This window comes from Anaerolineales bacterium (assembly GCA_003105035.1).
In the GTDB taxonomy this organism is placed as follows: domain Bacteria; phylum Chloroflexota; class Anaerolineae; order Anaerolineales; family UBA4823; genus FEB-25.
The window spans coordinates 70698-93896 of record PQAL01000011.1 but is presented as its reverse complement, the minus strand read 5'-3'; the positions used below and the strand labels follow the sequence as shown (position 1 = coordinate 93896).

General features: G+C 51.7%; 20 protein-coding genes. 11 read left to right on the top strand and 9 right to left on the bottom strand.

Annotation, left to right across the window (positions count from 1 at the left end; all coding sequences use genetic code 11):
• Window positions 1–62: 62 nt before the first annotated feature.
• Genes C3F13_05820 through C3F13_05810 form a run of 3 tightly spaced genes read right to left on the bottom strand, consistent with a single transcriptional unit; the run spans window position 63 to window position 3230 of the window.
• The gene (locus tag C3F13_05820; GenBank protein PWB54969.1) at window positions 63–959 is read right to left on the bottom strand and encodes a 2-hydroxy-3-oxopropionate reductase; all 897 of its coding nucleotides are present in this window, start codon (window positions 957–959) and stop codon (window positions 63–65) included.
• Between the two features lie 32 nt (window positions 960–991).
• A complete protein-coding gene (locus tag C3F13_05815) occupies window positions 992–2161 on the bottom strand; it encodes a hypothetical protein (protein ID PWB54968.1) in 1170 nt (389 codons plus the stop codon).
• A gap of 52 nt (window positions 2162–2213) precedes the next feature.
• On the bottom strand, window positions 2214–3230 hold the full coding sequence (locus C3F13_05810; protein ID PWB54967.1) for an epimerase: 1017 nt from the start codon (window positions 3228–3230) through the stop codon (window positions 2214–2216).
• A 121-nt stretch (window positions 3231–3351) separates the two neighbouring features.
• On the opposite strand from C3F13_05810, the gene C3F13_05805 reads away from it, so the two are divergent.
• From C3F13_05805 to C3F13_05755, 11 genes are all read left to right on the top strand, one after another.
• Complete coding sequence (locus C3F13_05805) at window positions 3352–4206, top strand: hypothetical protein (protein PWB54966.1); 855 nt, start codon at window positions 3352–3354, stop codon at window positions 4204–4206.
• A 27-nt stretch (window positions 4207–4233) separates the two neighbouring features.
• Window positions 4234–5067, top strand: a complete 834-nt coding sequence (locus C3F13_05800; GenBank protein ID PWB54965.1) for a site-specific DNA-methyltransferase — start codon at window positions 4234–4236, stop codon at window positions 5065–5067.
• Between the two features lie 146 nt (window positions 5068–5213).
• Window positions 5214–5633: a single-stranded DNA-binding protein gene (locus C3F13_05795; protein ID PWB54964.1), complete on the top strand. Its 420-nt coding sequence runs from the start codon at window positions 5214–5216 to the stop codon at window positions 5631–5633.
• Between the two features lie 75 nt (window positions 5634–5708).
• The gene (locus C3F13_05790) at window positions 5709–6038 is read left to right on the top strand and encodes a DUF3467 domain-containing protein (protein ID PWB54963.1); all 330 of its coding nucleotides are present in this window, start codon (window positions 5709–5711) and stop codon (window positions 6036–6038) included.
• A gap of 5 nt (window positions 6039–6043) precedes the next feature.
• Window positions 6044–6694: a haloacid dehalogenase gene (locus tag C3F13_05785; GenBank protein PWB54962.1), complete on the top strand. Its 651-nt coding sequence runs from the start codon at window positions 6044–6046 to the stop codon at window positions 6692–6694.
• Window positions 6691–6927, top strand: a complete 237-nt coding sequence (locus C3F13_05780; protein ID PWB54961.1) for a hypothetical protein — start codon at window positions 6691–6693, stop codon at window positions 6925–6927. The genes C3F13_05785 and C3F13_05780 overlap by 4 nt, the downstream gene beginning before the upstream one ends.
• Window positions 6928–6943: 16 nt before the next feature.
• Window positions 6944–7465 carry a CRISPR-associated protein Cas4 gene (cas4, locus tag C3F13_05775; GenBank protein ID PWB54960.1) on the top strand — a complete coding sequence of 174 codons (522 nt, stop codon included), beginning with the start codon at window positions 6944–6946 and terminating at the stop codon, window positions 7463–7465.
• 7 nt (window positions 7466–7472) lie between these two features.
• Window positions 7473–8348 (top strand): NAD(+) kinase, encoded by an 876-nt coding sequence (locus tag C3F13_05770; protein ID PWB54959.1) that lies wholly within the window; start codon window positions 7473–7475, stop codon window positions 8346–8348.
• Window positions 8349–8357: 9 nt separating this feature from the next.
• Window positions 8358–8882, top strand: a complete 525-nt coding sequence (locus tag C3F13_05765; GenBank protein ID PWB54958.1) for a hypothetical protein — start codon at window positions 8358–8360, stop codon at window positions 8880–8882.
• Window positions 8883–8884: 2 nt separating this feature from the next.
• Window positions 8885–10621, top strand: a complete 1737-nt coding sequence (recN, locus tag C3F13_05760; GenBank protein ID PWB54957.1) for a DNA repair protein RecN — start codon at window positions 8885–8887, stop codon at window positions 10619–10621.
• A 58-nt stretch (window positions 10622–10679) separates the two neighbouring features.
• Window positions 10680–13580: a hypothetical protein gene (locus C3F13_05755; GenBank protein PWB54956.1), complete on the top strand. Its 2901-nt coding sequence runs from the start codon at window positions 10680–10682 to the stop codon at window positions 13578–13580.
• Window positions 13581–13623: 43 nt separating this feature from the next.
• Here the strand turns inward: C3F13_05755 and C3F13_05750 are convergent, their stop codons facing one another.
• From C3F13_05750 to C3F13_05725, 6 genes are all read right to left on the bottom strand, one after another.
• Window positions 13624–15273, bottom strand: coding sequence for a peptidase S1 (locus C3F13_05750; protein PWB54978.1), 1650 nt, complete (start codon window positions 15271–15273; stop codon window positions 13624–13626).
• Window positions 15274–15365: 92 nt separating this feature from the next.
• Entirely contained in the window at window positions 15366–15857 is a 492-nt protein-coding gene (locus C3F13_05745) for a DNA mismatch repair protein MutT (protein ID PWB54955.1), read from the bottom strand.
• Window positions 15850–16965: a hypothetical protein gene (locus tag C3F13_05740; protein PWB54954.1), complete on the bottom strand. Its 1116-nt coding sequence runs from the start codon at window positions 16963–16965 to the stop codon at window positions 15850–15852. Before C3F13_05740 ends, C3F13_05745 begins: the two co-directional genes overlap by 8 nt.
• A 9-nt stretch (window positions 16966–16974) precedes the next feature.
• A complete protein-coding gene (locus tag C3F13_05735; GenBank protein PWB54953.1) occupies window positions 16975–17568 on the bottom strand; it encodes an RNA polymerase subunit sigma-24 in 594 nt (197 codons plus the stop codon).
• Between the two features lie 409 nt (window positions 17569–17977).
• Complete coding sequence (locus C3F13_05730) at window positions 17978–20311, bottom strand: hypothetical protein (GenBank protein PWB54952.1); 2334 nt, start codon at window positions 20309–20311, stop codon at window positions 17978–17980.
• Window positions 20312–20320: 9 nt separating this feature from the next.
• Window positions 20321–23119: a DNA polymerase I gene (locus C3F13_05725; GenBank protein ID PWB54951.1), complete on the bottom strand. Its 2799-nt coding sequence runs from the start codon at window positions 23117–23119 to the stop codon at window positions 20321–20323.
• Window positions 23120–23199: the final 80 nt, after the last annotated feature.

The window sequence follows — 23199 nt, the reverse complement described above, 5'->3', positions numbered from 1 at the left end:
CGGATCGGCTTCACTACCGGCATGCCAGGGAATGCGATTTAGCAGATTCTTTAACTGCGTTTTCATTCGAGCAACCTTACATTGGAAAGCAGCTCAATTACCCCGATCACAGCTGAGTTATCGAGATTGGCCATATCCAGCTGCAGCATGGCATTATAGAGCTGGGTAGCTACCGCAGTAGAAGGCAATGGGATTCCATACGCTTGGGCAGTCTCCATAATAATATTGAGGTCTTTTGCTTGCATATGTGCTTTAAACCCTGGGCTGCGGTTGCCGTTGAAGAGGCGAGGTGGCTTAACATCCAATGTCCAACATTGAGCGGCACCTCCCTTAATCGCCTCCACCACTTTTTGCGGGTCTGCACCTGCTTTTTTGGAGAAAATCAACAGCTCTGCCATGGCCACCATCTGGGCTGCCACCATAATCTGGTTGGCTGCCTTGGCAATCTGCCCCGCACCCGCTTCCCCTACGTGGGTGACAGTTTTTCCCATTGCGGCGAAAACAGGCCGCACGGTTTCAAGGGCTTCGGCAGGACCGCCGACCATGATGGCCAGCGTCCCCTGACGGGCACCGATATCGCCACCACTGACGGGTGCATCCAGGCATTGCACACCTTTTTGGGCCATGACTGCAGCAATTTGCCGGGCAGATGCAGGTTTAATAGTCGAATTATCTACGTAAATCAGGCCCGGATGAGCCCCATGGATGATCCCGTTTTCCCCCAGGGCAACTAGCTCTACATCGGGGGTATCGGGCAGGTTGGTAAAGACGATATCCACCTGAGAAGCAACTTCTCTGGGTGAGTTGGCTGCCTGTGCGCCTTCGTTGACCAGCTCTGCCACTGCAGCCTGGCTGCGGTTGTGTACTGTCAATGGGAAATTTGCATTCAGGATATTCCGGGCAATGGATTTTCCCATCAGCCCGAGGCCGATATAGCCAATCTTCAACGAATTCGACATTGGCACACCTCTAGTTGTAATTATGGTTTAGGTCACGATACCTTTTCGATTTGCGGGCCATCCCTGGTATCAACGATCTTCCAGCCCAGTTTTTCCACCTGCAGGCGGATGCTATCCGCCTGAGCCCATTCCCCTCTCTGGCGTGCCACCTGCCGTGCTTCGACCATGGATAGGACTTCAAGTGGAGGGATCGGAATTGAGGCCCCCCGCTTGTCATTTGCCGACTGAAGAGCTTTTTGCCAGATCTCACTGGGAAGGTTGGTTTCCGGATGGAACGCATGGAACTGCCCAATTTCATCCATGGGGAAAGTATCCTCATCTTCATATTGGTGAAAATGCCCATGGCGTTGGTTGGCGATGATCACCAGGTCTTCATCTGTCCCTCTTAACATCGAAGCGGGATTCTGGGAAGCGCTCATGCTATCGGGAGCATGTTTATGACCCGTATGGATCAGTGTGACCTTACCCAAACCTCTAACGTGGCACTCGCAGTTCGCAGGATCCATAATGAGGGCGGTTTTCTCATCCAGGCCGATGATGGTCATATCGTCTGGGAGCATCTCCATCAGCTGCATGAAGCGCATTTGCCCCATGAAACACCGGCTGGTATCCAGCTCTGCACCCCCCTCCTGATTATTCCAATGGGGAACAAAAACAAGCCGCAGACCATACAGGCTGAAAAGATCCAATCCATCGATCCAGTGGAGTTCTTCACCCACCTTGTAAATTTCATATACAGGTAGAGCACAGGCACTGATCGCCACTGTTGCTGCACTGGCTAAAGCCAGCACAGCACCCAGGCGGTGACGTGCAATCAGATATTGCCATGCCAGGCTGTCACGTAGCTGCCGGATCGCATATGAAGGACTACCCGGCCCCATGAAAATCAGGTCAGCGTCTAAGAGGGGTGAAACGACCTGGGGGTTGTCGGGACTGTAAGCCGTACCGCGTTTACGGGCAGGGATGATTTCAACACATGGAGCGTGGTTTTGCAGGCGATGGCTGAAAAATTCTCCCACCCGGCCGATTACCCGGGAAGAATTGAGTTCGAAACCGGCGGGCGTTTCAAGCAGCACTAATCGTGGAGATCGGGGCAGCTTCTGCATGATGCCTTCAAAGATCTTGCGCCCGGTAGGGGAGGTCTCACCTGAGCCGAATAGCACGATCAAACCAGGATGGGGAAGAGAAGGCTCACTGATCATCTTTACACAGGTTGTCCACAAAATCCTGTATATTTTAAACTAGCCACAAAGCCTATTTTGCCTGGTATCTCTGGCGGATGTTGGGCACCAGGTATTCATCGAAGGAGCGGACGGCATCATAATCCGGTTGCCAGGCCCAATTGCGGCGAGCAGCACTGTCGTCCAGGTCAGCTGGCCACGAATCGACAATCGCCTGGCGTTTTACATCAGGTTGAAAGGTAATCTGAGCGTTGGGAAAATATTTCAACACCCAGTCGCGGAATTCAGCAGCGGATAAGCTGAAGCTGGTCACATTGTACACTGAATGCTTGAGGGCCGATTTTGGAGCATTGGTCAGCATTAATATCGATTTGACTGCATCGGGCATGACCATGAAGGGGATGCGGACATCCTCACGTACGAAGCAAGCGTATGGTTTATCTTGTGCAGCATGGTGCAGCATTTCAGGACCGTAATCACTGGTTCCTCCGCTGGGTGCAGTGAAGGCACTAATTAAGCCAGGGAAACGTAAGCAGCGGAAATCCAACATGACTGGCAGGTCAGCTGCCAGCTGGCGGTAGTACTTACTGTAGTAAATTCCCAGCTGCTCGCAGTACAACTTATTACAGCCATACATAGTGCGCGGGTTGTTCCATTCCCATTCTCGCACACGGGTATAGGTCGTCTTGGTGTCAAGGTCGGGAAGGCCATATGCGGCGATCGAGCTGGGAAAGATGAATTTTACCGGCTCGTCTCTCCAATCGGATTGTTCAGCCGCCAGATTCAAGAGGCCCAGGGTGCCTTCAACATTCACTTTATGGGCTGCCTCGGGGGTAAATTCACTCCGGGTGGATAGCAGGGCAGCCAGGTGATAGATTGTGTCGACTTCATATTCACTGACCAGGCGTGATAACAGGGATTTATCCATGATATCGCCTTGCATGGGGATCACCAAGGAATGAAGTGCTTCAGGGATTGGAGCAATATCCAGGGCGATGATGGGCAAATCGGTTTGTTTGACCAGGCTATTTACCAGCGCTTGCCCGATTTCGCCTGAAACGCCAGTGATGAGGATGACCTTCTTGCGCATAACTTCTCCTTTGTTTCAAGGGATGGGATTCGGTTGCGGTAACAGGTTAGGTTGTGCTAGAATGAACCCTCCTATTGTATATTCCTGTCAGTTATTTATAATTGGAAGGTGAACACACCAATTGTACAACAGCTTTGAAATTGTGCTTTTATTTTTTTTTATCATGCATATGCTGAACAGGTTACACCGGATTTTTCAATATTCTCGTAGGCGAGGCCTGATGGGCACATGCCTGGCTGTAGTGTTATGTTTTGCCTGTAGCGCGGCACCTGCTACGCAGGTACTCCCAACAGATACACCGATCCCGCTCCCATCGGCCACATTCACCCCGACGATCATCTGGTTTCCACCGACTACCACCTATACGCCATTTCCGACGCCAGTCATCACTCCAACTGCGGACTTACGACCTAAGACTGGGCAGGTATTGCTCGAAGACGATTTTTCTGACCCCGCTGCCTGGAGCCTTTCACGAACGGATGCTGGCAGTGTGGCATTGGGTAAAAATGAGCTGACGATCGCCATCGCTGAGACGAATGCTTATCTCTACACCCTCCGGGACGAGCCGAAGTTCACGGATTTCTATCTGGAGATCACTGCGGAAACCAGCCTGTGCCAAAAGCTAGATGAATATGGGGTGCTGTTCAGGTTGCAATCCAGCGGAGATTACTACCGCTTTGCATTATCCTGTAATGGGCAGGTCCGCCTCGATCGCCTCATCAACGGGCAAGCTTCCTCACCCCAACCCTGGATGCTAAGCGGTGCAGTGCCCCCGGGTGCACCTGCTACCTCCCGTTTAGGAATCTCAGCAAAGGGTAGCGCGATGTCCTTTTTTGTCAACGGGGAATATCAGTTTTCTGTCCAAGATCCACTGCTAAGCTCCGGAAGCCTGGGCCTTTTTGCCAGGTCGACCAATAACATGGCAGTAACTGTAAATTTCTCTGACCTCCTGGTTTATGAGGTCTTTGAACCGTAATTTCCCGACTCCAGAGCCATATCTCTCATGCCGAAACATCCTTTCATCAATAAGCTTAATGATTTATCGCCCAAAGAGTGGCTGAAATTCCAGAAATCCTGGTTCATTCACAACCCACCTCCGCGCCAGAAGAATGTGTTACGCCACCCGGCAAAATTCCCCGAGACACTGGCTGCTGAATTCATCAACTTCTTCACCAAACAGGGTGAGGTGGTGTTCGACCCGATGGCTGGCACCGGTAGCACTCTAGTGGCAGCGTTACGCACCGGGCGGAGTGCATATGGCATCGAGCTCAACCCCGCCTACGCAGAGATTTCCCGGCAGGTTATCGCTGACGAGAGAGAGAACCTCGGCGAAGTAACAGAGCACTTAACCTGCAAAGTCATCACCGGCGATGCCAGGCAGGTGGTCTCGATTGCTGCGCAATCGAACATCCCATTGGTGGATTATGTGCTCACTTCACCTCCATATTGGGATATGCTGCACTCCCGTGGGTCCAGTACCCAAAAAATCCGGCGCTCAACGCCTGACCTCGACGTGATTTACTCGGATGACCCACAAGACCTTGGGAACATCAACGACTACGACGAATTTATAGCTAACCTCAGCATGATCTACCAGGGGATGAAACCACTCATCCGCCAGGGAGCCTATCTGACCATCATAGTTAAAAATGTCAAGAAAGGCGGGCGGATCTATCCTCTGGCTTGGGACCTGGCACACAGCCTGAGAGAGGATTACCTGCTGAAAGATGAAAAAATATGGTGCCAGGATAACCAGCGCCTGGCACCGTATGGGTTGGGAAATGCGTGGGTGAGCAATACTTTCCATCATTACTGCCTGCAATTCCGGAAGGAATGATCACCTGAGGGCGAATCCCTGTTATTTTCTTTGAAACAGTGTACAATTGTTCTGTAAAGCCCAGTGAGTGATCTCTAGGCTTTGGCCCGGATGGCGTTCATCCGGAACTTCTATCAAACCGCTCACTGTAACGAAAGGAGTCCCACATGTCATATCACACGATCATATTGGTAGGAAATCTTGGCAGAGACCCGGAGATGCGCTATACACCTTCGGGCCAGGCAGTCACTAACTTCTCGGTGGCTGTTAATGATAATTTCACCAGCAGCAATGGTGAAAAGGTGGAGCGAACCATCTGGGTGCGCGTATCCACGTGGGGTAAGCAAGCAGAAATCTGCAATCAATACCTCAAGAAAGGCCGCAAGGTACTGGTTGAAGGCCGGTTAGTGACCGACCCGAACACCGGCGGTCCACGAATCTGGGAACGCCAGGACGGCACGAAGACAGCCTCCTTCGAGGTGAGTGCGTCGACCGTACGATTCCTATCACAACGCGGCGATGATGAAGGTAGCCTGCCGCCAGGTGAGGGGAATGCACCTACGGAGGATGCTGATATCCCGTTCTAATTACAAGTATCTAAGGTGCGGAATGCCATTCCGCACCTTAATTCTTTTAATTGAATATGCATAGGATAAAACCAAATGACTAATCCACCACAGAACCGCCCTGCACCTCCGCCTCCGCCTGCACTGGAGGTACCTGCAGATCTAAAGACTGATTATGCTAACGTTGTGCGTATCGCACATTCACCTTCTGAGCTGGTATTCGATTTTGCCCATTTGCTACCGGGAGTCACACCTGCACGCGTATGCACCCGGGTGGTAATGTCTCCCCTGGGAGCCAAGCTGTTGCAAAGGGCATTAGCTGAAAATCTCTCGCGCTATGAGGCAGCCTTCGGTGAGATCAAGGTACCGGGCGAAGGCTCGCTGGCAGATTTTCTTTTCCGACCGCCTGTACCCCCGAAAGAGTGATGAACATGCCACAGAAATTGGAAGAAATTGCCGAGAAAATCCACCATTCATTTGAGGTATGTACGAGTGAACGCGACCGGGCATTAACCCAGGCGCGCACGCTTACTCGGCACTGTGCTAATGCCATTCGGGCCGTGCATAGGGATGAAAATGAGCTCGCCTGCCAGCATCTCGATGAAGCCCGCCAGCTGGTACTAGCCCTGCAGCAAAACCTTGCCGAACTTCCAGATCTCTTTTATGCCGGGTACACGCAGGATGCACTCAAGGAATACGCCGAAGCCAGCATGGTGTACGCCTTGATCAACAACAATGACTTTCCTGCACCTGAAGACCTACTCCTGGAACCGGCAACCTACTTGCAAGGACTGGCTGAAGCGGTGGGGGAGCTACGCCGGCGTGCCCTGGATATGCTGCTAAAGGATAACCCGGCTGAAGCAGAGCGATTGCTCGGTGAGATGGATGACATCTACGCAGTTCTGGTTACCATGGATTACCCCGATGCCATTACGGGAGGATTACGGCGCTTGACTGATGTGGCACGCAGCATCATCGAACGTACCCGGGGCGATCTCACACTCAGTCTGCGCCAGGAGCACCTGGAAGACAGCATCCGAAAACTAGAATCCCGCCTGGATGGTTACCAACCGGACGAATGAAGATTATCCGTGCCTCGGAAATTGGCACCTATGTATTTTGCAATCGCGCCTGGTGGTACCAGTCAAGCGGTTACGAGCCAGAAAATAAAACCGAGCTGGCCGGGGGTCTGCAAATCCATGCGAAACACTCGCGGGCGTTCATGTTCAGCAGCTGCCTGCAGGCATCTGCCTACCTGGTGTTATTAGTTGCGCTGATTTCAGTCGTCATCTGGCTTATCCAGGCAATACTATAATCTTCATGGGTGGGGAATGATCAAGCTATATCTGTCACTTGTGCTGGTAATGATTGCAATCGTGCTCTTCATCCTGGCCGCTCGGCAAAGGCGACAGACTGGGCTGCCTTCTGGTAAGGTGATCTACATAGATACCAGCAAATGGGGAAAAGTTGAAAAACCGCTCTACGATCCGAAATTGCGATTGACGGGCAAGCCGGATTACCTGGTGAGGCAGGGGGAGCATATTGTACCGGTCGAGGTGAAATCTAGAAGGGCACCCGCCAGCCCGCATGATTCCCACATCTACCAGATTGCGGCATACTGCCTGCTGGTTAACCATGCCTATGGCGTGCGACCAACACATGGGATCATCCATTATTCTGATAAGACCTTCGCCATTGATTTTTCTGGGGAATTGGAGCAAGCCGTCAAAAAAATGATCGTTGAGATGCAGGAACGCAGCAGCCACACAGAGGTGAAGCGTTCGCACCAGGATGCAAAACGCTGCAAGCATTGTGGTTATCGTTCCGTATGCGACCAAGCTCTCAGGATATAATTAGGGGATGATGACCGAAGATAACCAACCCATACGCCGGATTGCCATTGTCGGGGCTCCCAACCTCTCGGATACAGAGAAGGAATCCATCGCCATTGCCGGGTTCCTGAACGAACGGGGAGTGGAAACGCAACACGGGTTTCTCTACGATGAGGCAATTTATCGCAAGGTTAAGCAAGGCGAATTTGATGTACTGATTGCCCTGGGTGGAGATGGCACCATGTTGCGTGCCGGCCACCTAGGAGGTCCGTCGAACGTCCCTATCCTCGGCATCAATTTGGGTCGCTTCGGTTTTTTGACGGAGATCGCTAAAATCCAGTGGCCTGAATACCTGGAACGCTTGATCGCTGGTGATTACTGGTTGGAAAAACGTATGATGCTAAATGCCGAACAGTGGCGGGCAGATTCACTGTTGGGTAGATGGGATGTTTTGAATGAAGTCGTGGTTAGCCGGGGGCAAATCATCCGCCCAGTGCATGTCACCGCCCAGGTCGATGGCCGCTTTTTAACCACATACGTCGCCGATGCGTTGATCGCAGCCACACCCACCGGTTCCACTGCCTACGCTCTGGCGGCTGGTGGTCCAATCCTCCCGCCTGAGCTGCGGAATATCCTGCTGGTACCAGTCGCACCGCACCTATCACTCGATCGGGCGATTGTCCTAGCGGAAGGCTCCTCGGTGTCCATCACCGTGAACGTGGATCACCAGGCAGTGTTCAGCATCGACGGGCAGGTGCCGATCGGCTTGACCAGTGATGACCGCGTAGCGGTATACGCTTCACCCCATGTAGTAAAATTTGTGCGTTTTCAAGACCCGGGCTATTTTTACCGAAACCTGACTCCTCACATGAGCCAGAATCCTTCCACTGCCAACCATCGATAGAGGTTAATTATGACCGACGTATCACCAAAGATTTACTGTGCCAATCATCCCACCTTGGAGACCAGTTTACGTTGCAATCGCTGTGAAAAACCCATCTGCGCCAAGTGTGCCGTCCTGACGCCCACAGGCTATCGCTGTAGGGAATGCATCAAGGAGCAGCAGAAGATTTTCGACACGTCTGTTTGGTATGATTACCCGGTGGTGTTCGTGATCGTAGCTGTCCTATCCTATCTGGGCAGCCTGATTGGCGGATGGATTGCAGCAAGATTTGGTTTCTATATTATTATATTGACTCTTTTCCTTGCTCCCATAATTGGCGGTTTCATTGCTGAAGTCGTCCGAAGGGTCACTGCCAAAAGGCGCTCAAAAAAACTGTTCATTTTAGCTACCATCGCAGCTGTAGTCGGGTGTATCCCGGTTGGTCTGAAGTTGATATCATTTTTTTCGCTTTTTGATGTCATCTATCTGGGAATGTATATCGTGCTGATGACTACTACATTGTATTATCGATTATCGGGGATAAAAATCGGCTAGGTATGCTCAGCGAACTTCACATAGAGAACTTCGCCATCATCAACCGGCTGGACCTGGATTTTAATCCGGGATTGAACATCTTCACCGGTGAGACAGGCGCGGGCAAGTCAATCATCATCGATGCTGTCGAGGCCATCCTGGGAAGCCGGGCTGATGTGACCATGGTGAGGGCTGGTGCGGAAAAAGCTCTCGTAGAAGCGAGCTTCGAGATTTCAGCAAATGCCGGCCATGCCATTCATCAGATCCTGGAACGCGAAGGGCTGCTTGAGGGTGACGCTACCCTGACGCTTGGACGCGAAATCAGGAATAACGGGCGCAGTGTAGCCAGGGTGAATGGACGCAGTGTGAGCGTCCATCTGCTTGGGGAGCTGGGGGAATATCTGGTGGATGTTCATGGTCAATCGGAACACTTGTCGCTTCTGCACGTCCGCCAGCACCTGGGGCTGCTGGATAGTTACGCGCGTGTGGAGAAGGAGCTTGAAGATTACCAGGAAACGTACCATCATCTGGTTCAGCTGCGTAAACAGCTCACTGAGCTACGCCAATCTGAGGCAGATGCAGCCCGCCAGATCGATATCCTGAAATATCAGATCGATGAAATTGAGACTGCACATCTCAAAATAAGCGAAGAAGAAGAGCTACGGACTGAACGCACCCGCCTGGCGAATGCGGAAGGCATCGCTTCGACTGCTCGGGAAGCTTTGCAGATCCTCGATGAAGGCAGCCCTGAATCACCAGGAGTGTCAGACCTTATCGGGCAGGTTACCAGCTTGCTTGGTAATCTCAGCCGGCTTGACTCGAGCCAGGAGAAGATGGCTACACGTGCTCAGAATACACTTGAGGAGCTGTCTGACTTATCTGCTGAACTGCATGATTACCTCGAGACGGTCGAGTTTAATCCCCAACGCCTGGATCAAGTGGAGGAACGTTTAAACCTGATCCAGAATATGAAGCGCAAGTACGGTCCGGATATCGCTTCGGTGATTAATTTCGCGGTGAATGCTAAAAAGCAGCTTAATTCGATTGAGCATGTATCCGAGGCGATCATTGAGAAAGAAAAGGAAGAAAGCATATTGCTTGGCAAGCTGGGCCAGCTTGGTGAAAGCTTGAGCATCAAGCGGCATACTGCAGCGAGCGAGCTGGAGCATGCCGTAGAGGCTGAGCTGATGGACCTGAGCATGGCAGGTGCCAGGTTCAAGGTGGATTTTTCCGAACGCCAGGCCTCCGATGGAGTGCAGCTCAGCGATGGGAGGCGCGTTGCATTTGATTCTACCGGTTTGGAACACGTTGAATTTCTGGTGGCACCGAACCCGGGTGAAGGTCTGAAACCCCTGGTGAAGATCGCTTCTGGCGGTGAAACATCGCGCCTGATGCTGGCTATCAAGAATGTCCTCGCTCACGCTGACAAGGTGCCCTCCTTGATATTCGACGAGATCGACCAGGGCATCGGCGGGAGGGTAGGTTCAGTGGTCGGGAAAAAACTCTGGGAGCTTGCCCGCCAACACCAGGTCTTGTGTGTGACCCACCTGGCACAGCTGGCCGCGTTTGGCGATCAGCATCTGCGGGTGCTGAAACAGATCAAGGAAGGCCGGACGGAGACCCAGGTGGAGGTAGTGCTTGGCGAAGATCGCCTGGTTGAACTGGCGCAGATGATGGGTGAGGTCAGCCAGGGTACCCGCCAGTCGGCGATAGAGCTGCTGCAACTGGTGAGCCAGGCGACGAGCCAGACCACAGAATGAAGCGCGTAACCCAGCAGCAAGCTACCAACAGGCATACCAATTAGCTGGCAAGTTTTCCATGGTAAATACTGCTCAAACGGTAAAATCCCGGCATCAGCGGCGCGTGAAGAACCAACAAAGCCTGGGTGTCAAGCTCGGCGTGATTGGAGCATTGATCTTCAGCCTGCTGATTGTGTCGGTAATAGTGGCAAGCGCGATGATCGTTACCAACCTGAAGCGTGACTTACCGTCCGTGAATGTAGTCTCAAGCCTGCTGAAACCGCCCAATGGCAGGTTACTTCAACCTACTCGCATATTCGACCGAAGCCACCAGCAAGTTATTGCTAAATTAGAAGCTCCAGCTGCTGCTTTGAAACAATACATCTTTGTCGGCCCGAACGGCCAGCCGGGAGTTGATCAGGTGCCAGCCTATCTGGTCAATGGGCTTATCCTTGAATTCCAGCCGGGCTTTCAGTACAGCCCGGGTTTCAGTCTTACTGGGATCCTGGAAGGTACCCACGCTACGCTAGCACAGCTGCTGGCTTACAACCTGTTGCTGGAAGATGAAGAGCCTTCTGTGCGGCGAAACCTGAGGGAACGCATCCTGGCGGCTCAATTGACTGCTGATTATGGAAGGAATCAAGTTTTGGAGTGGTATCTGAACACAGTCCAGTTCAGCGAGCAAGTCTATGGAGCCGATGCTGCGGCGAGGGTGTACTTTGGAAAGCCTGCAGCCCAGCTGACCCTGGCTGAAGCGGCCATGCTAATTGCCATGGCTGAAAGACCGTTTCTGGATCCTTCTGCAGGCGCTCAATTCCTCAAGCAGCAGCAAGAACTGATTATCCAGAAGATGCTGGTCAAAGGCTGGATCACCGGCATTGAAGCGCAGCAGGCATTAGTAGAAAAGCTATATATATCCCAGCCAGGTGAAGTGCAATCCATCTCACCGGCATTCAGCAGCCTGATATTGGCCCAGCTTGGTGAAGTGATGCCCCTCGAACGCCTTTACCGGGGTGGATATGAGATCACCTCCAGCCTGGATGCAGACCTGCAAGTGCAAGTTGAATGCGCCAGCAGGATCCAAATTGAGCGTTTAGTGGGTAAATCGGATGTGATTTCTGCACCAGACGGCTCCCCCTGCCAGGCAGCCAGCCTTATGCCACAACTTGAGAGTACAGGAGATACAAAAACCGGAGATCTGAGCGTTGAGGTGGTCGTCCTGGATCCCGTGAATGGGCAGATACTGGCATTCGTTGGGGGCGATAAGGCTGCGACAGCACCGGCATATCCTGCCCGTCACCTGGCTGGCACTATCCTATCCCCATTGATTTATCTGACTAGCTTCTCGTATGGCATGAGCCCGGCGACGTTATTGTGGGACCTTCCAGAGCAGGGCAAAGAAGCCAGATACGTTGGACGGGCATCTCCGCAAGAACAGGATGTTATTTATCATGGACCGGTGAGCTTACGGGAGGCCTTCGCCAATGACTACTCAGGTGCAGGTGCACAGGTGGAGCAGCAAGTGGGCGTGGAAAACATCTGGACGACCGAAAGGTTGTTTGGCCTGAATACAGGCATGGATAGGCTGATCGCCCAAGCCGACCTGGATGAAATCGAGCCCCAATCGATCTCGATCCTGGATGGAATAAATATCTACGGTGTATTGGCTAACCAGGGGACGATGGCCACAAATGGAGCAATCAACAGCCAGGGGGTAGCGCTTCAAGGAAAACTAGAGCCTACCAGTGTATTACAAGTTGAAGATCCCTCTGGCCAGGAGGTTCTCGATTGGTCAACACCGAAGAAAATCGCTGTTGTCAGCCCACAGCTTGCGTACATGGTCAGCGATGTTCTCAGCGATGAAAAATCTCGGCTAGAAATGAATGAATATCTTGCCATCGGACGACCGGCAGCAGTTAAGACTTCCTTAACTGGCGACGGAATGAATGGCTGGGCGATGGGTTACACCCCATCCCTGGCGCTTGGTGTGTGGGTCGGTGATTCTGATGACCAGGGTAATAAATTAGCCAAAGATGTACCTGCTGGGATTTGGCACGCGATTATGGAATACGCTGTCCAAAACGTGCCTGTGGAAAATTTCAACATCCCAGCTGGCATCAACACAGTGAAAGTATGCCAACCATCAGGGTTGCTGCCCACGTCGCTATGCCCGGTGATTGTTCCAGAGATCTTCCTGGAAGGGACTGAGCCCACGGAGACAGATCGTCTTTTTCAGGAATTCGGGGTGGACCGCGAGACGGGTTTGCTAGCCACCCTATTCACACCTGCGTCATTGGTTGAGCCGCGGGTGTATATGGACATCCCGGAGGACGCTGAAGCGTGGGCCAGGCAGGCCGGTGTCGAAATTGCACCCAAGCAATACGACGGCTTCCCTGCCAGCCCATCCACTAACGAGGAAGTGAGCATATCTTCTCTGGAGATGTTCGATTACATCAGTGGGCAGGTGGTGTTGACCGGTACTGCAGCAGGGCCAGACTTTTCATATTACCGCATCCAGGTGGGGCAGGGGTTGAACCCGCACGAGTGGTTACAGATCGGCGAGGCTGTCGATACTCCGGTTTACTCAGGTACCCTGGGTACCTGGGACACTAACAACCTGGACGGCGTGTATACCATCCAGCTCATGGTAGTCAGGCAGGATATGCGCGTGGAGCAATCCATTATTCCAGTAACCATTGACAACACTGTACCTGAGCTCGTGATCACAGCACCTGATGATGGTGAACGACTCAGTATAGGGGCTGTTAATCGAATCATGCTGAGTGCTTCCGCATCTGATAATCACAGCCTGGAAAAAGTTAATTTTTATCTCGATGATATCCTGGTAGGTAGCGTCAAAGAATTCCCTTATGCCTTGCTGTGGGATGGCCGCATTGGAGAACATACCTTACGCCTTGAAGCCTATGATCGTGCAGGAAATCACAGCTCGGCAAGCCTGACTTTTGTTGTATTAAAATAAAAAAGGCCGGGCAATCGCCCGGCCTTTTTCGTGCTAACTCAGATTAAAAGTACACGTAAAACGTATTCATGATCTGATCGATGGTGGCGGTATCATCGGCCAGGATGGTTACTTCGACCATGATGATCTTGGAGGTCGGGTCAACGATATCTACCCCACTGAGCAGGTAGGTGTCGTATCCATCAGCCCCACCACATTTCGTGTAGAGATCGTACTTGCCACGGTATACACCGTCGTTGTAATCATATCGGCCGACCAAGGTGCAATTAGCTTTATAGTCTTCCCCGTAATAATCCAGGAACTCAACATAGCCGCCGATCTGGGCAAAGGTATCGGATGCGCCGAAGAACATCCCCTCGACACCATAATAATCGCGGTAGTCACTCAAATTCGGTGCTGCACTCACTGCATAACCAATATCGGTGCCATTGAAATTCCATTTAGAGCCATCCACATCTATCCAATAGTCAGGAACATCCACCGACAGATTATAAGTATCGTCCCAACACAGCATGTAGCCTGCAGTATCGGATGCTTCGCAATTTGTAGGATATGTCCCGCCTGTACCAGTTCCGGGTTCAGCTGTGGCAGTCTCGCCTGTATCGGATGATCCCAAGAGATATGATACTTCAAGGGGGCGGCCATTCAGCTGACCTTCGAGGACTTCCTGGGTATCCCAGCGAAGAACCTCCAATGCCATCGTGTCTGTCACGTTGCGTGTGCGAAGCACGTCGCAATAATCCTTCATGGTGCCGTCCTGAGCCATGGACAGGTTCTCCAGCTTGGTGATGATGTCGCCAGGTTTGACCCCACTCTTATCAGCCGGTGAGCCGGACTTTACTGAGGCAACCCAGATACCCGTCAGGGAGCCATCTTCGGTAATATATACCGCCTGGCCATTGATACCGATCGAGTCTACATCCTTGCCGGATTTTAACTGGTCTATCACAGGGAGGGCTGTGCCGCGGTCAATGGCAAAATATTGTTTCGTATCGCTGACCCCTGCATAGTTTATCCCAACCACCTTGGCACTGTCATCCACCAATGGTCCGCCTGAATTACCTGGATTGATGGTTGCGTCATGCTCAATAACTGAGTCAACTGAAGCCCAAGACGTATCGCCATTGGCTTTTTCCTTGGAGACGATGCCTTTCGTCATGGTAAATTCAGGGTCACCGAGGGGGAAACCGGCTGTGTAGACTTCAAGGCCTACAGTAGCAGTGCCATCGTGCCAGGGAAGATAAGAAAAGCCAGCTCCCTCAATATCAATCACGGCCAGGTCAGAGCATTCGGATACACCTAAAATCTTGGCATTATAAGATTTGGTGGTATCGCCACCCACATATACTTTGAGCAAGGCAGCGCCGGTCACCACGTGATTATTGGTGACAGCCAGGCCGGAGGGATCGATGATAAAGCCCGAACCGCTTCCTGCCATGTTGGCCATATAGCCAAATTCTGGATCCATGAAGGTGCCTTCCGCTACAATCTGAACGGTAGCCTTCTTCAGGTCAGGCAAGCTGGTGATCAAGCCGGTGGGCACGGCTGTATCGGTCGGAACGGGAGGTTCGGTCGGTTTCGCTGGGGCTGTGGTTGGTTCTGCCGGTGCTTGGGTCGGGGCAGGTGTTTTTGAGCCACAAGCTGTAGTAGTTAACAGAATAATTGCGATTATCAAAAATATGGCTTTCATCATATTCTTACGCATGCTTTCTCCTCCTTGGTTATTTAGTTGTTACTAAACCTTTGACGAATTTCGAAATAATTACAATCTAGTCTACCATAATTTTAAAAATATGTATCCATGATGTGACGGGTTGACAAAAATGCAAGGGGAGGCAGATTATCCCGATTATAAAATCGCACCTGGCGGGCATCATCCCCGGGTCGCAATTCCCCCTCGATACGCTGAGCCTGGTATAGGATCAGGATGCTTGCCCCACGTGGGTATTCACTGCTGTAAATAACATCGAGGAGCCTAACATCACCAACCGTAAGGCCGGTTTCTTCAAGGCATTCACGAACAACAGCCTCCATCGGATCTTCCCCGGCATCCACAAATCCGCTTGGCAGGGTCCAATGTCCTTTTTGCGGGTCATAGCGACGCTGAACAAGCAAAACCTGGTCATTTTCCTTTATTAAGACCACCACGGCCACCTTTGGGTCGGGAAAATATACCCAGCCACAAGCCGGGCAAATGGGCCTCAGTTTTCCGGAATGATGTTTCGTGATGAGTGGAGTGCCGCAACGCTGGCAGAACTGTATTGAATTATCAGCCATCCCGTGCCCGGAAACGCAGGATAATAGCCAGAATACCTGCAACGACTATGATAACTGCCAGGCTGATTTCTGCACTAAGCATGACATAGCTGAGAATTGAGCCACCTGCTGACGAAGCTGGAGCTTCAGTTGCTGCACTTGTTGTTGGATTGGCCACGCCAAGCAGCGGTGCTGCCGGTGAGCTCACCCCAGTATTATCTGCCGCGGCTGGTGGGATTGACTTTAATGCTGGTAGTGAGGTAGAAGTATAGAAAGGGGTTGGAGTGGCAGACGGTGATGGCGTGTCGGTAGGTATGGGTGTTTCTGTGGGTGTCGATGTGCCCGTGGGATAAGGAGTCGCAGTATGCTCAGGAGTGGTGGTGAGTGTTGGAGTTAGCGCATCCTGGGCCGGCATGCTTTCGAACAATTCAGAAAAGCTGGTGGTGGGGGTGGGGCAATAAAATAGTGCCGGTAGATCAGGCAAAGGTCCTGTGTCGTAATACTCTTCACAGCTGAGGGTGGGAATTTCACTTGGGAGCCCTGCGATGGACATGCCAGCTTCCGGGGTCGAGGTAGGTGGGAAGGCAAACAAGTAGATCGTAGTAGGCGTGGGAGCTCCAGGCAGCTCTGTTCCTTCGGGTGGCGCAAACGGTGTAGATGTGGCCAGGATTGGAGCACCCATGGCAACTACAGGCGGGGCCTCGGTGGGTGATTCTTCCGCAGGTGCACTGCGAGCAACTTCCTGTTGGACAGTTATCGCTTCACTGGGAAGGGCCTGGGCTGGGGCTAATGCCACCTGAGAAGTGGGGGTGGCCAGCCGGGAACCGATCATCACCAGAGCCAGTAGTACGCTAGCGACCGCTGAAACAACGCCAAATATTGGTGCCAGCTTCAACGCTTGTGCTGGCCTGGTCACCATATCAGGCTTCAAGTAGTAATTCCGTGGGGCGCGATGGCGGGGAAGCTGGCGTAATAACTGGCGCGTCTGGTCGAGAGCCTGGAGCTCCTTTCTGAGCTCAGGCTCCGCGGTCAGGCGTGCTTCAAGGTGAGCGCGATCCTTGCTGCTCAGCTGGTTATCCAGGTAAGCTGAAAGCAGCTCGATATCACGCGTAGTCATCTGGTTCTTCATCTTTCACCCTTATTCGAGACGAAATTCAGACGGTAAAAGTTCCGCGAAACTATTCAAACAATCCCGCAAGCGTAGCCTGGCGCGTGCCAGTCGACTTTTGATCGTCCCGATCGGTTTACCCATCGAAAGCGCAGCTTCTGAATAATCCAATCCCTGAATGTCCACCATGATTACTGCCCCGCGGAAATCATCCGGCAGCTTATCCAGGCAGTGTTGTATCGCCTTTTGCAACTCGAGGCGCTGTACCTGCTCTTCGGGATGATCTGCTGGGTCCTCCATCCAGCGGGGTGATTCGACCTCCTCGCCCGTGTCATCCAGGGGTTCGAGTGGCACTGTTGGGCGGCGCTTTCGTCGCCGTAGCTCGTCATAGCAGGTGTTCGTCACAATCCTTAGGAGCCAGGCTTTAAAGGAGCCACCGCGGAAGGAATTCAGATGCTTATATGCTGATATGAATGTATTTTGGGTGGCATCATCGGCTGTTTCTTCCTCCCCGATCATCCGATAAGCCTGATTATAGATTAAATCCTGGTAAGCTAAAACCAGGCGGTTAAAAGCGTCAAGGTCACCTCCCCTGGCTGCTTGAATCAAAGCTATCTCATTCACCGTTGTATTTTAACGCATATTATCCTTGAATTTCATTGCCGCTCTCAGTCAGGTGGTTTACAATTCACCGGGAGGTAGCTCATGACAGACACAGCTCGGAACGTGGTTGGATCGTGTGTGACCCTTGCCATCGTGATTGGATTAATCCTATCGGTGCTATTCATTATTGGTGTGGGCTTATTGATTGCAGGATGGGTTTAGGGGGATTAATCACAGCAGATCATGCCTGGCAGACAGAAGTACCGTCTATTGAAGTCAGTTGCACCTTGGTTCGATCAGCAGGCCAGCATGTATGCTGTTTGTAAGCGCTGTAGCGCCTAATAAGTATTTAGGCATTAAGCTTAATTTCAAATGAAGCGCCTGCCTGAATTCCATGAGGGGCCGAATATGTGCTGTTTTTCTAGCTGGTTTACTTCTCTTGTTTTTCTTTTTCTTCCAGCTCAACCAGCATGTGTTGGTAATAACTGGCATTGGCAGGTTCGAGAGCCAGGACAGTCATCAACGTTTCAATGGCAGCCTTGCGGTTACCTGCCTGCAAGTACATATCTTTCGAGATTTCCATCTGACTGATCGCATCTTCTTTGCGGCCCAGTAAGCGATAAAGTTCGGCGAGGCGTCGATATAGGGTAGGCTGAGTGGGGTTTTCCGTGATCTTGGCGTTGAGATAATCCAAGGCTTCGGTAGTCCGGTGAACACTGATAAGATGGTTCAAGTAATTATCTAATTCAGATATGGCTTGATCATTTTGGCCCAGGCGAATGTTTAGCTCAAATAACATGTCGCGCGCTTTTGCATCATCGGGTTCCAGTGTACGTATCTGCTCAAATACATGAATGGCATTGCGCCAATCGAAACTTTGCATATCAATGTCTGCCATGCGGTGAAGCAGTTTCACCTTAATATCGCGATCCACCCTGGATTGTTGTGCAAAACGGAAACCACTGGCATATGTCTTGCGGGCAGTGGTAAGGTCAGCCAGGCTGTAGTAGGCTTCCGCAAGTTTTATGTATTCCTGGACGGTTTCCTGAGATCTACCATTCGTGGCTAGCAGATCGATCAGGGTCGTGCGTGCATCCATATCTACCGGATTGATCTCGCATACGCGTTGAAGCAGGTTGATAGCCCGGGTGGTATCCCCTCTGGCATTATAATCTTTCGCCACAATTGAATATTTCAAAACTGCTTCTGGCACTCGATTTTCCTGGAGAAGAAGGTCACCAATACATATATGCAGTGGAAGGTAGTTAGGGGCAAACCTCAAGGCATAGTATGCTTCCTCCATGGCCGATAAGAGTTTATTTGCCTGGGCAAGCTGGTTGATTTTAGCCAACGACTCTACGAGTTGTCCGCTAGTCGCCTCCGTGAGCATTTCTGCCAGTGGGATCGGTGCAGAGCCCGAAGGCTGGGCGGGCAGCTGCTGGCGTGCGGCTTGCGTTTGTGCCTTCCAGTCAGGGCGGATCAGCATCTTGCTGATATTCTCGCATATCCGTTTCTGCAGTTTGACATCTGCCTGGCTGGAAAACGATTCGATTAACGGTTCATAGAGCTGCGATAACTCTTCCGACTGGTCAGCTGGGACACTTTCCGTATCGGCAATGCGTAACGCTTCCAGATATTCTATTGAAGCTTCTTTGATCTTATCCATCTTGTAAAGCGTAAGGGCTAATAACAGCCTGGCCCCCAGATCGAAAAGCTCGTTTTGAACCGCTTTTCGGATATTATTTACTGCGCTTTCGAGCTGATCACTTTTAGATTGGGTGAAGCCTAGTACGTAATAAGCAGCTGAGCTCTGGAGACCCGCTTCCATAGCTTTCTCAAGCTCCAGGGCTGCCTCCTTATCCTGGGCATGCGATTGTAAGTCAATTGCCTGGCTAAGGTGCAAGATGACCTTAGACTGGTCATACTCCATTAAATCGTCAGCCCCTTTACCTTTGACGATCGTAGCCAGTCCCTTCCTGGCTTGTGTTTCCTGAGCCTCCTCTTGCTCGAATAATAATTGGGCCAGGATGGTCATGGCCTTTTGCTTGGCTTCCTGGATTGGATCAAGCCGTGTGCGATTTTTATCCTCACTTCTTGAAGCACCAGCTTGCACGACTTGTGACATTCTCAAAGGACCTGTCCCGCCGCGCGGCCGGTTGGGACGGGGAAGGGGTTTCCCACTTTGTAATAAAGCAAGCGTTAGGCTGGCTTCCTTGCTGCCAGGGACGACTTCCAAAGCATGCTGCATGGTCTGAACAGCCCTGGGGATGTTTCCCTGGCTCTGCAGGATGCTGGCGATAGCGATATACTCCACCATGGCGTCGGAATTGCGCCCCGTACGCTCATAGACCATTGCCAGGCGCGTATGTGCTGCCATGATTTCGGGATTTAAAGCCACTACCCGTAACCAGCTTTGAACAGCTTTCTCAATATCCTTGTTCCGTGCATAAAGCTCAGCAACTTCCAGATAGGCTCGGATGGCTTTGTCCAGGTCCCCCAGGCGTTCCTCAATCTCAGCTACTTTTTGCACCGGGAGTGGATCGTTCGGTGATACTCTGGCTGCCCGCAAGTAAAATTCCTTCGATTCAGCGAATTTTTGATTCTCAAATAATGCCAGAGCCAGACTGGAAAGGGCATTGAAATTTTCAGGCAACTCGTCCACGGCGATACGATAGTAGGATGAAGCCTTTTCCCACTCCTGATCCCAGGCCGCGGAATGGCCCTTATTCATTGCATCCTGATAGACTTGTTGATCACCACTCATATCAAAATCCTATTCTTCTAGCACTGTTAAGTTACCCCAATCATGACCATAACGTGCTTCGGTTTTCAGGGGAATGACTAAATTATAGGCATTTTCCATCATCCTGCGTACAATCCTGGCAGCATTTTTTAATTCTTTTTGTGGGCACTCCAGCACAAGCTCATCATGGACCTGTAGCAGCATATGGGCTTGCGTATCACTCTCTTTAAGCGCAGTTGCCACTTTGATCATGGCAATTTTCATAATATCCGCGGCTGTTCCCTGGATCGGGGCGTTGATTGCTTCACGCTCTTCCCGCGCACGGGTGGCCAGATTACCTCCTGATTTTAAACCAGGGAAGTAACGCCGTCGACCAAGCAGGGTCTCTACATAACCTAGTTTTGCAGCCTGACGGCGCATGTTGTCCAGGTAGCTCTTTATCCCCGGGAACTGCTTGAAGTAAGCTTCAACAAAATCCTCAGCCTCTGCCAGGGTTAGGTCACTCGCTCGGGTCAGACCAAACGGGCTCATACCATATAACAGTCCAAAATTTATGGCCTTCGCATTGCGGCGCTCGGTTTTTGTTACCTGATTCAGGGTTTTTCCTAAAATTGCCGCGGCGGTGGCGGTGTGGATATCCTGGTCAGCTCTGAAGGCAGCTAGCATGGCTTCATCGTTCGACATATGGGCGGCAATCCGTAGCTCAACCTGCGAATAATCCACCGAAAGTAGCGTATTCCCTTGAGCGGCGATAAAAGCCTGGCGCACCTGCCGGCCGAGCTCAGTGCGGATGGGGATGTTTTGCAAATTCGGATCAGATGATGCAATGCGACCGGTAACGCTACCGGTCTGGTTGTAGGAAGTGTGAACACGGCCAGTTGCCGGATTTACTTCTTCAGGCAATGCATCCAGGTAGGTGGATTTCAGTTTGGATATCTCACGGTATTCAAGCAACAGGTCGACCACCGGATGCTTACCCTGTAACGATTCCAACACTTCGGCTGAAGTGGAGAAATTGCCAGCTTCTGTGCGCCGGGTTCGATCAGGTGGTATCAGCTTGAGGCGAGTAAACAGCGCATTCGACAACTGTTGGGTGGAGTTGATATTGAAACGCTCTCCCACGTATTCATACACCTTATTTTCCAGCTCGCTCATACGAGTCTGTAGCTCCCCAGACATCTTTCTCAGAAAATTGATATCCAGGGCAATCCCTGCCATCTCCATATCAGCGATTACTGGAACGAGAGGCAGCTCGATCTCTTCAAACAATTTCATCGCTGCATTGGCTTTTAGCTCAGCCTGTAATCCTGGCATCAGGCGTAGCACTGCGATGGCATCCATGGCTGCATACGGAGCGGCCTTTTCTATAGGAACCTGGTCCATGGTGATCTGCTTCCGGCCCGTGCCGATCAATTCGGTAATTTCGGTCATGCGAAAATCCAGCCGAACCCAGGCCAGGTTTTTCAGCCCCAGATTGTGCGAAGTGGGGTTCGTGATCCACTCGGCGATCATACTGTCGAAGGTAAGTGGCCCAGACCGGATACCGTTCCTGGCGAACATGACGAAATCGTAATTTAAGTTGTGCCCGACCTTGGGGATGTGTGGGTCGGTCATCGGTCCACGCAAGGCACGCATCACCACCTGCAGGGGAAGCTGGGTGCCCAATTCTGGGCGGTGACCCACTGGGATATACCAGCCTTCGTCGCCATCCACAGCCAGGGAGATCCCCACCAGGTCAGCCTGCATCTGGTTGGTCGAGGTCGTTTCAGTGTCGAATGAGATGACACTGGCACTTTCCAATCTTTTGACCAGCTCCTGGAGGGTGCGTTGATCGTTGACCACGTGCACCGTGATCTGGCCATCCTGAGTGATCGCCGGCTTGGTCTCGGGTGCAGCGGTTGTAAATAACGATAGCTGTTCCTGCTTCTGCCCACTGGTCTTACCAAACGCGGGGTATAGTGCCGTCAGGCGGCCCATCAGCGAGCGAAATTCCAGGTCTCGAAACAAGGCCTCAACCCGGGCCGGGTCAAATTTCTCTGTTCGTGCCATATCCAGGTCGAGCCTGACCTCTAGATCTGTTACGATCGTGGCAAGTTTCTGGCTCAGGTAAGCATTGTCTTTATTGGCTGTGAGTTTCTTGCGCGTGCTTTCCGAGATTTCTTCAAGATGCTGATAAATCCCATCCAGGGTTGAATAACTGGCCAATAACGAAGCTGCAGTTTTTTCACCGATGCCAGCCACGCCAGGGATATTATCCGATTTATCCCCTACCAGGGCTTTATAATCCACTACCTGTTCCGGCTGCACACCGAGCATATCAAAGACATCTTTGGCGAAATAATCCTTCGCTTCTGATAGAGTTTTGCCAGGCAGGTTCACCAGGATGCGGTCGTCCACCAGCTGGAGCAGGTCGCGGTCACCGGTGATGATCTTTACACCGTAACCTTCCGTAGATAATCGCCTTGAGAGGCTTCCCAGGATATCATCTGCTTCGTAACCTTCCCTTTCCAAACGGGGGATATTAAAAGCATCGACAATCTGGCGAATCCGTTCCATCTGAGGGCGCAGGTCGTCAGGCATTTTCGCTCGTGTAGCCTTATATTCAGGGAAGAGGTTATCCCGGAAAGTCTTTCCAGTATCGAAAGTCACTGCTAAATAGTCGGGGTGATCTTGCTCCAACAGACGCAGGAGGATGGATGTGAATCCAAAGACACCCGCCGTAGGTTCGCCTGCGTGGGTGGTGAAGGCTGTGGATGAGCCCCTGGTCAGGGCATAATAGGCCCGGTAAGCCAGGGCGTGTCCATCAAGTAAATAAATGATAGGAGGCATGGCAATTATTCTCTAGTGCTGCATGTTTCGCACCTGATTTCAACCAAAAAGGTCATTCGGACAGGTACGCTGATTGATAA

Excerpts from the sequence above, each read along its gene's own strand:
- C3F13_05795 (PWB54964.1), top strand. The coding sequence starts at position 5,214 with ATGTCATATCACACGATCATATTGGTAGGAAATCTTGGCAGAGACCCG.
- recN (PWB54957.1), top strand. The coding sequence starts at position 8,885 with ATGCTCAGCGAACTTCACATAGAGAACTTCGCCATCATCAACCGGCTG.
- C3F13_05810 (PWB54967.1), bottom strand. The coding sequence starts at position 3,230 with ATGCGCAAGAAGGTCATCCTCATCACTGGCGTTTCAGGCGAAATCGGG.
- C3F13_05800 (PWB54965.1), top strand. The coding sequence starts at position 4,234 with ATGCCGAAACATCCTTTCATCAATAAGCTTAATGATTTATCGCCCAAA.
- C3F13_05790 (PWB54963.1), top strand. The coding sequence starts at position 5,709 with ATGACTAATCCACCACAGAACCGCCCTGCACCTCCGCCTCCGCCTGCA.
- C3F13_05740 (PWB54954.1), bottom strand. The coding sequence starts at position 16,965 with ATGAAGAACCAGATGACTACGCGTGATATCGAGCTGCTTTCAGCTTAC.
- C3F13_05815 (PWB54968.1), bottom strand. The coding sequence starts at position 2,161 with ATGATCAGTGAGCCTTCTCTTCCCCATCCTGGTTTGATCGTGCTATTC.
- cas4 (PWB54960.1), top strand. The coding sequence starts at position 6,944 with ATGATCAAGCTATATCTGTCACTTGTGCTGGTAATGATTGCAATCGTG.
- C3F13_05820 (PWB54969.1), bottom strand. The coding sequence starts at position 959 with ATGTCGAATTCGTTGAAGATTGGCTATATCGGCCTCGGGCTGATGGGA.
- C3F13_05785 (PWB54962.1), top strand. The coding sequence starts at position 6,044 with ATGCCACAGAAATTGGAAGAAATTGCCGAGAAAATCCACCATTCATTT.
- C3F13_05725 (PWB54951.1), bottom strand. The coding sequence starts at position 23,119 with ATGCCTCCTATCATTTATTTACTTGATGGACACGCCCTGGCTTACCGG.
- C3F13_05730 (PWB54952.1), bottom strand. The coding sequence starts at position 20,311 with ATGAGTGGTGATCAACAAGTCTATCAGGATGCAATGAATAAGGGCCAT.
- C3F13_05745 (PWB54955.1), bottom strand. The coding sequence starts at position 15,857 with ATGGCTGATAATTCAATACAGTTCTGCCAGCGTTGCGGCACTCCACTC.
- C3F13_05750 (PWB54978.1), bottom strand. The coding sequence starts at position 15,273 with ATGATGAAAGCCATATTTTTGATAATCGCAATTATTCTGTTAACTACT.
- C3F13_05770 (PWB54959.1), top strand. The coding sequence starts at position 7,473 with ATGATGACCGAAGATAACCAACCCATACGCCGGATTGCCATTGTCGGG.
- C3F13_05780 (PWB54961.1), top strand. The coding sequence starts at position 6,691 with ATGAAGATTATCCGTGCCTCGGAAATTGGCACCTATGTATTTTGCAAT.
- C3F13_05755 (PWB54956.1), top strand. The coding sequence starts at position 10,680 with ATGGTAAATACTGCTCAAACGGTAAAATCCCGGCATCAGCGGCGCGTG.
- C3F13_05765 (PWB54958.1), top strand. The coding sequence starts at position 8,358 with ATGACCGACGTATCACCAAAGATTTACTGTGCCAATCATCCCACCTTG.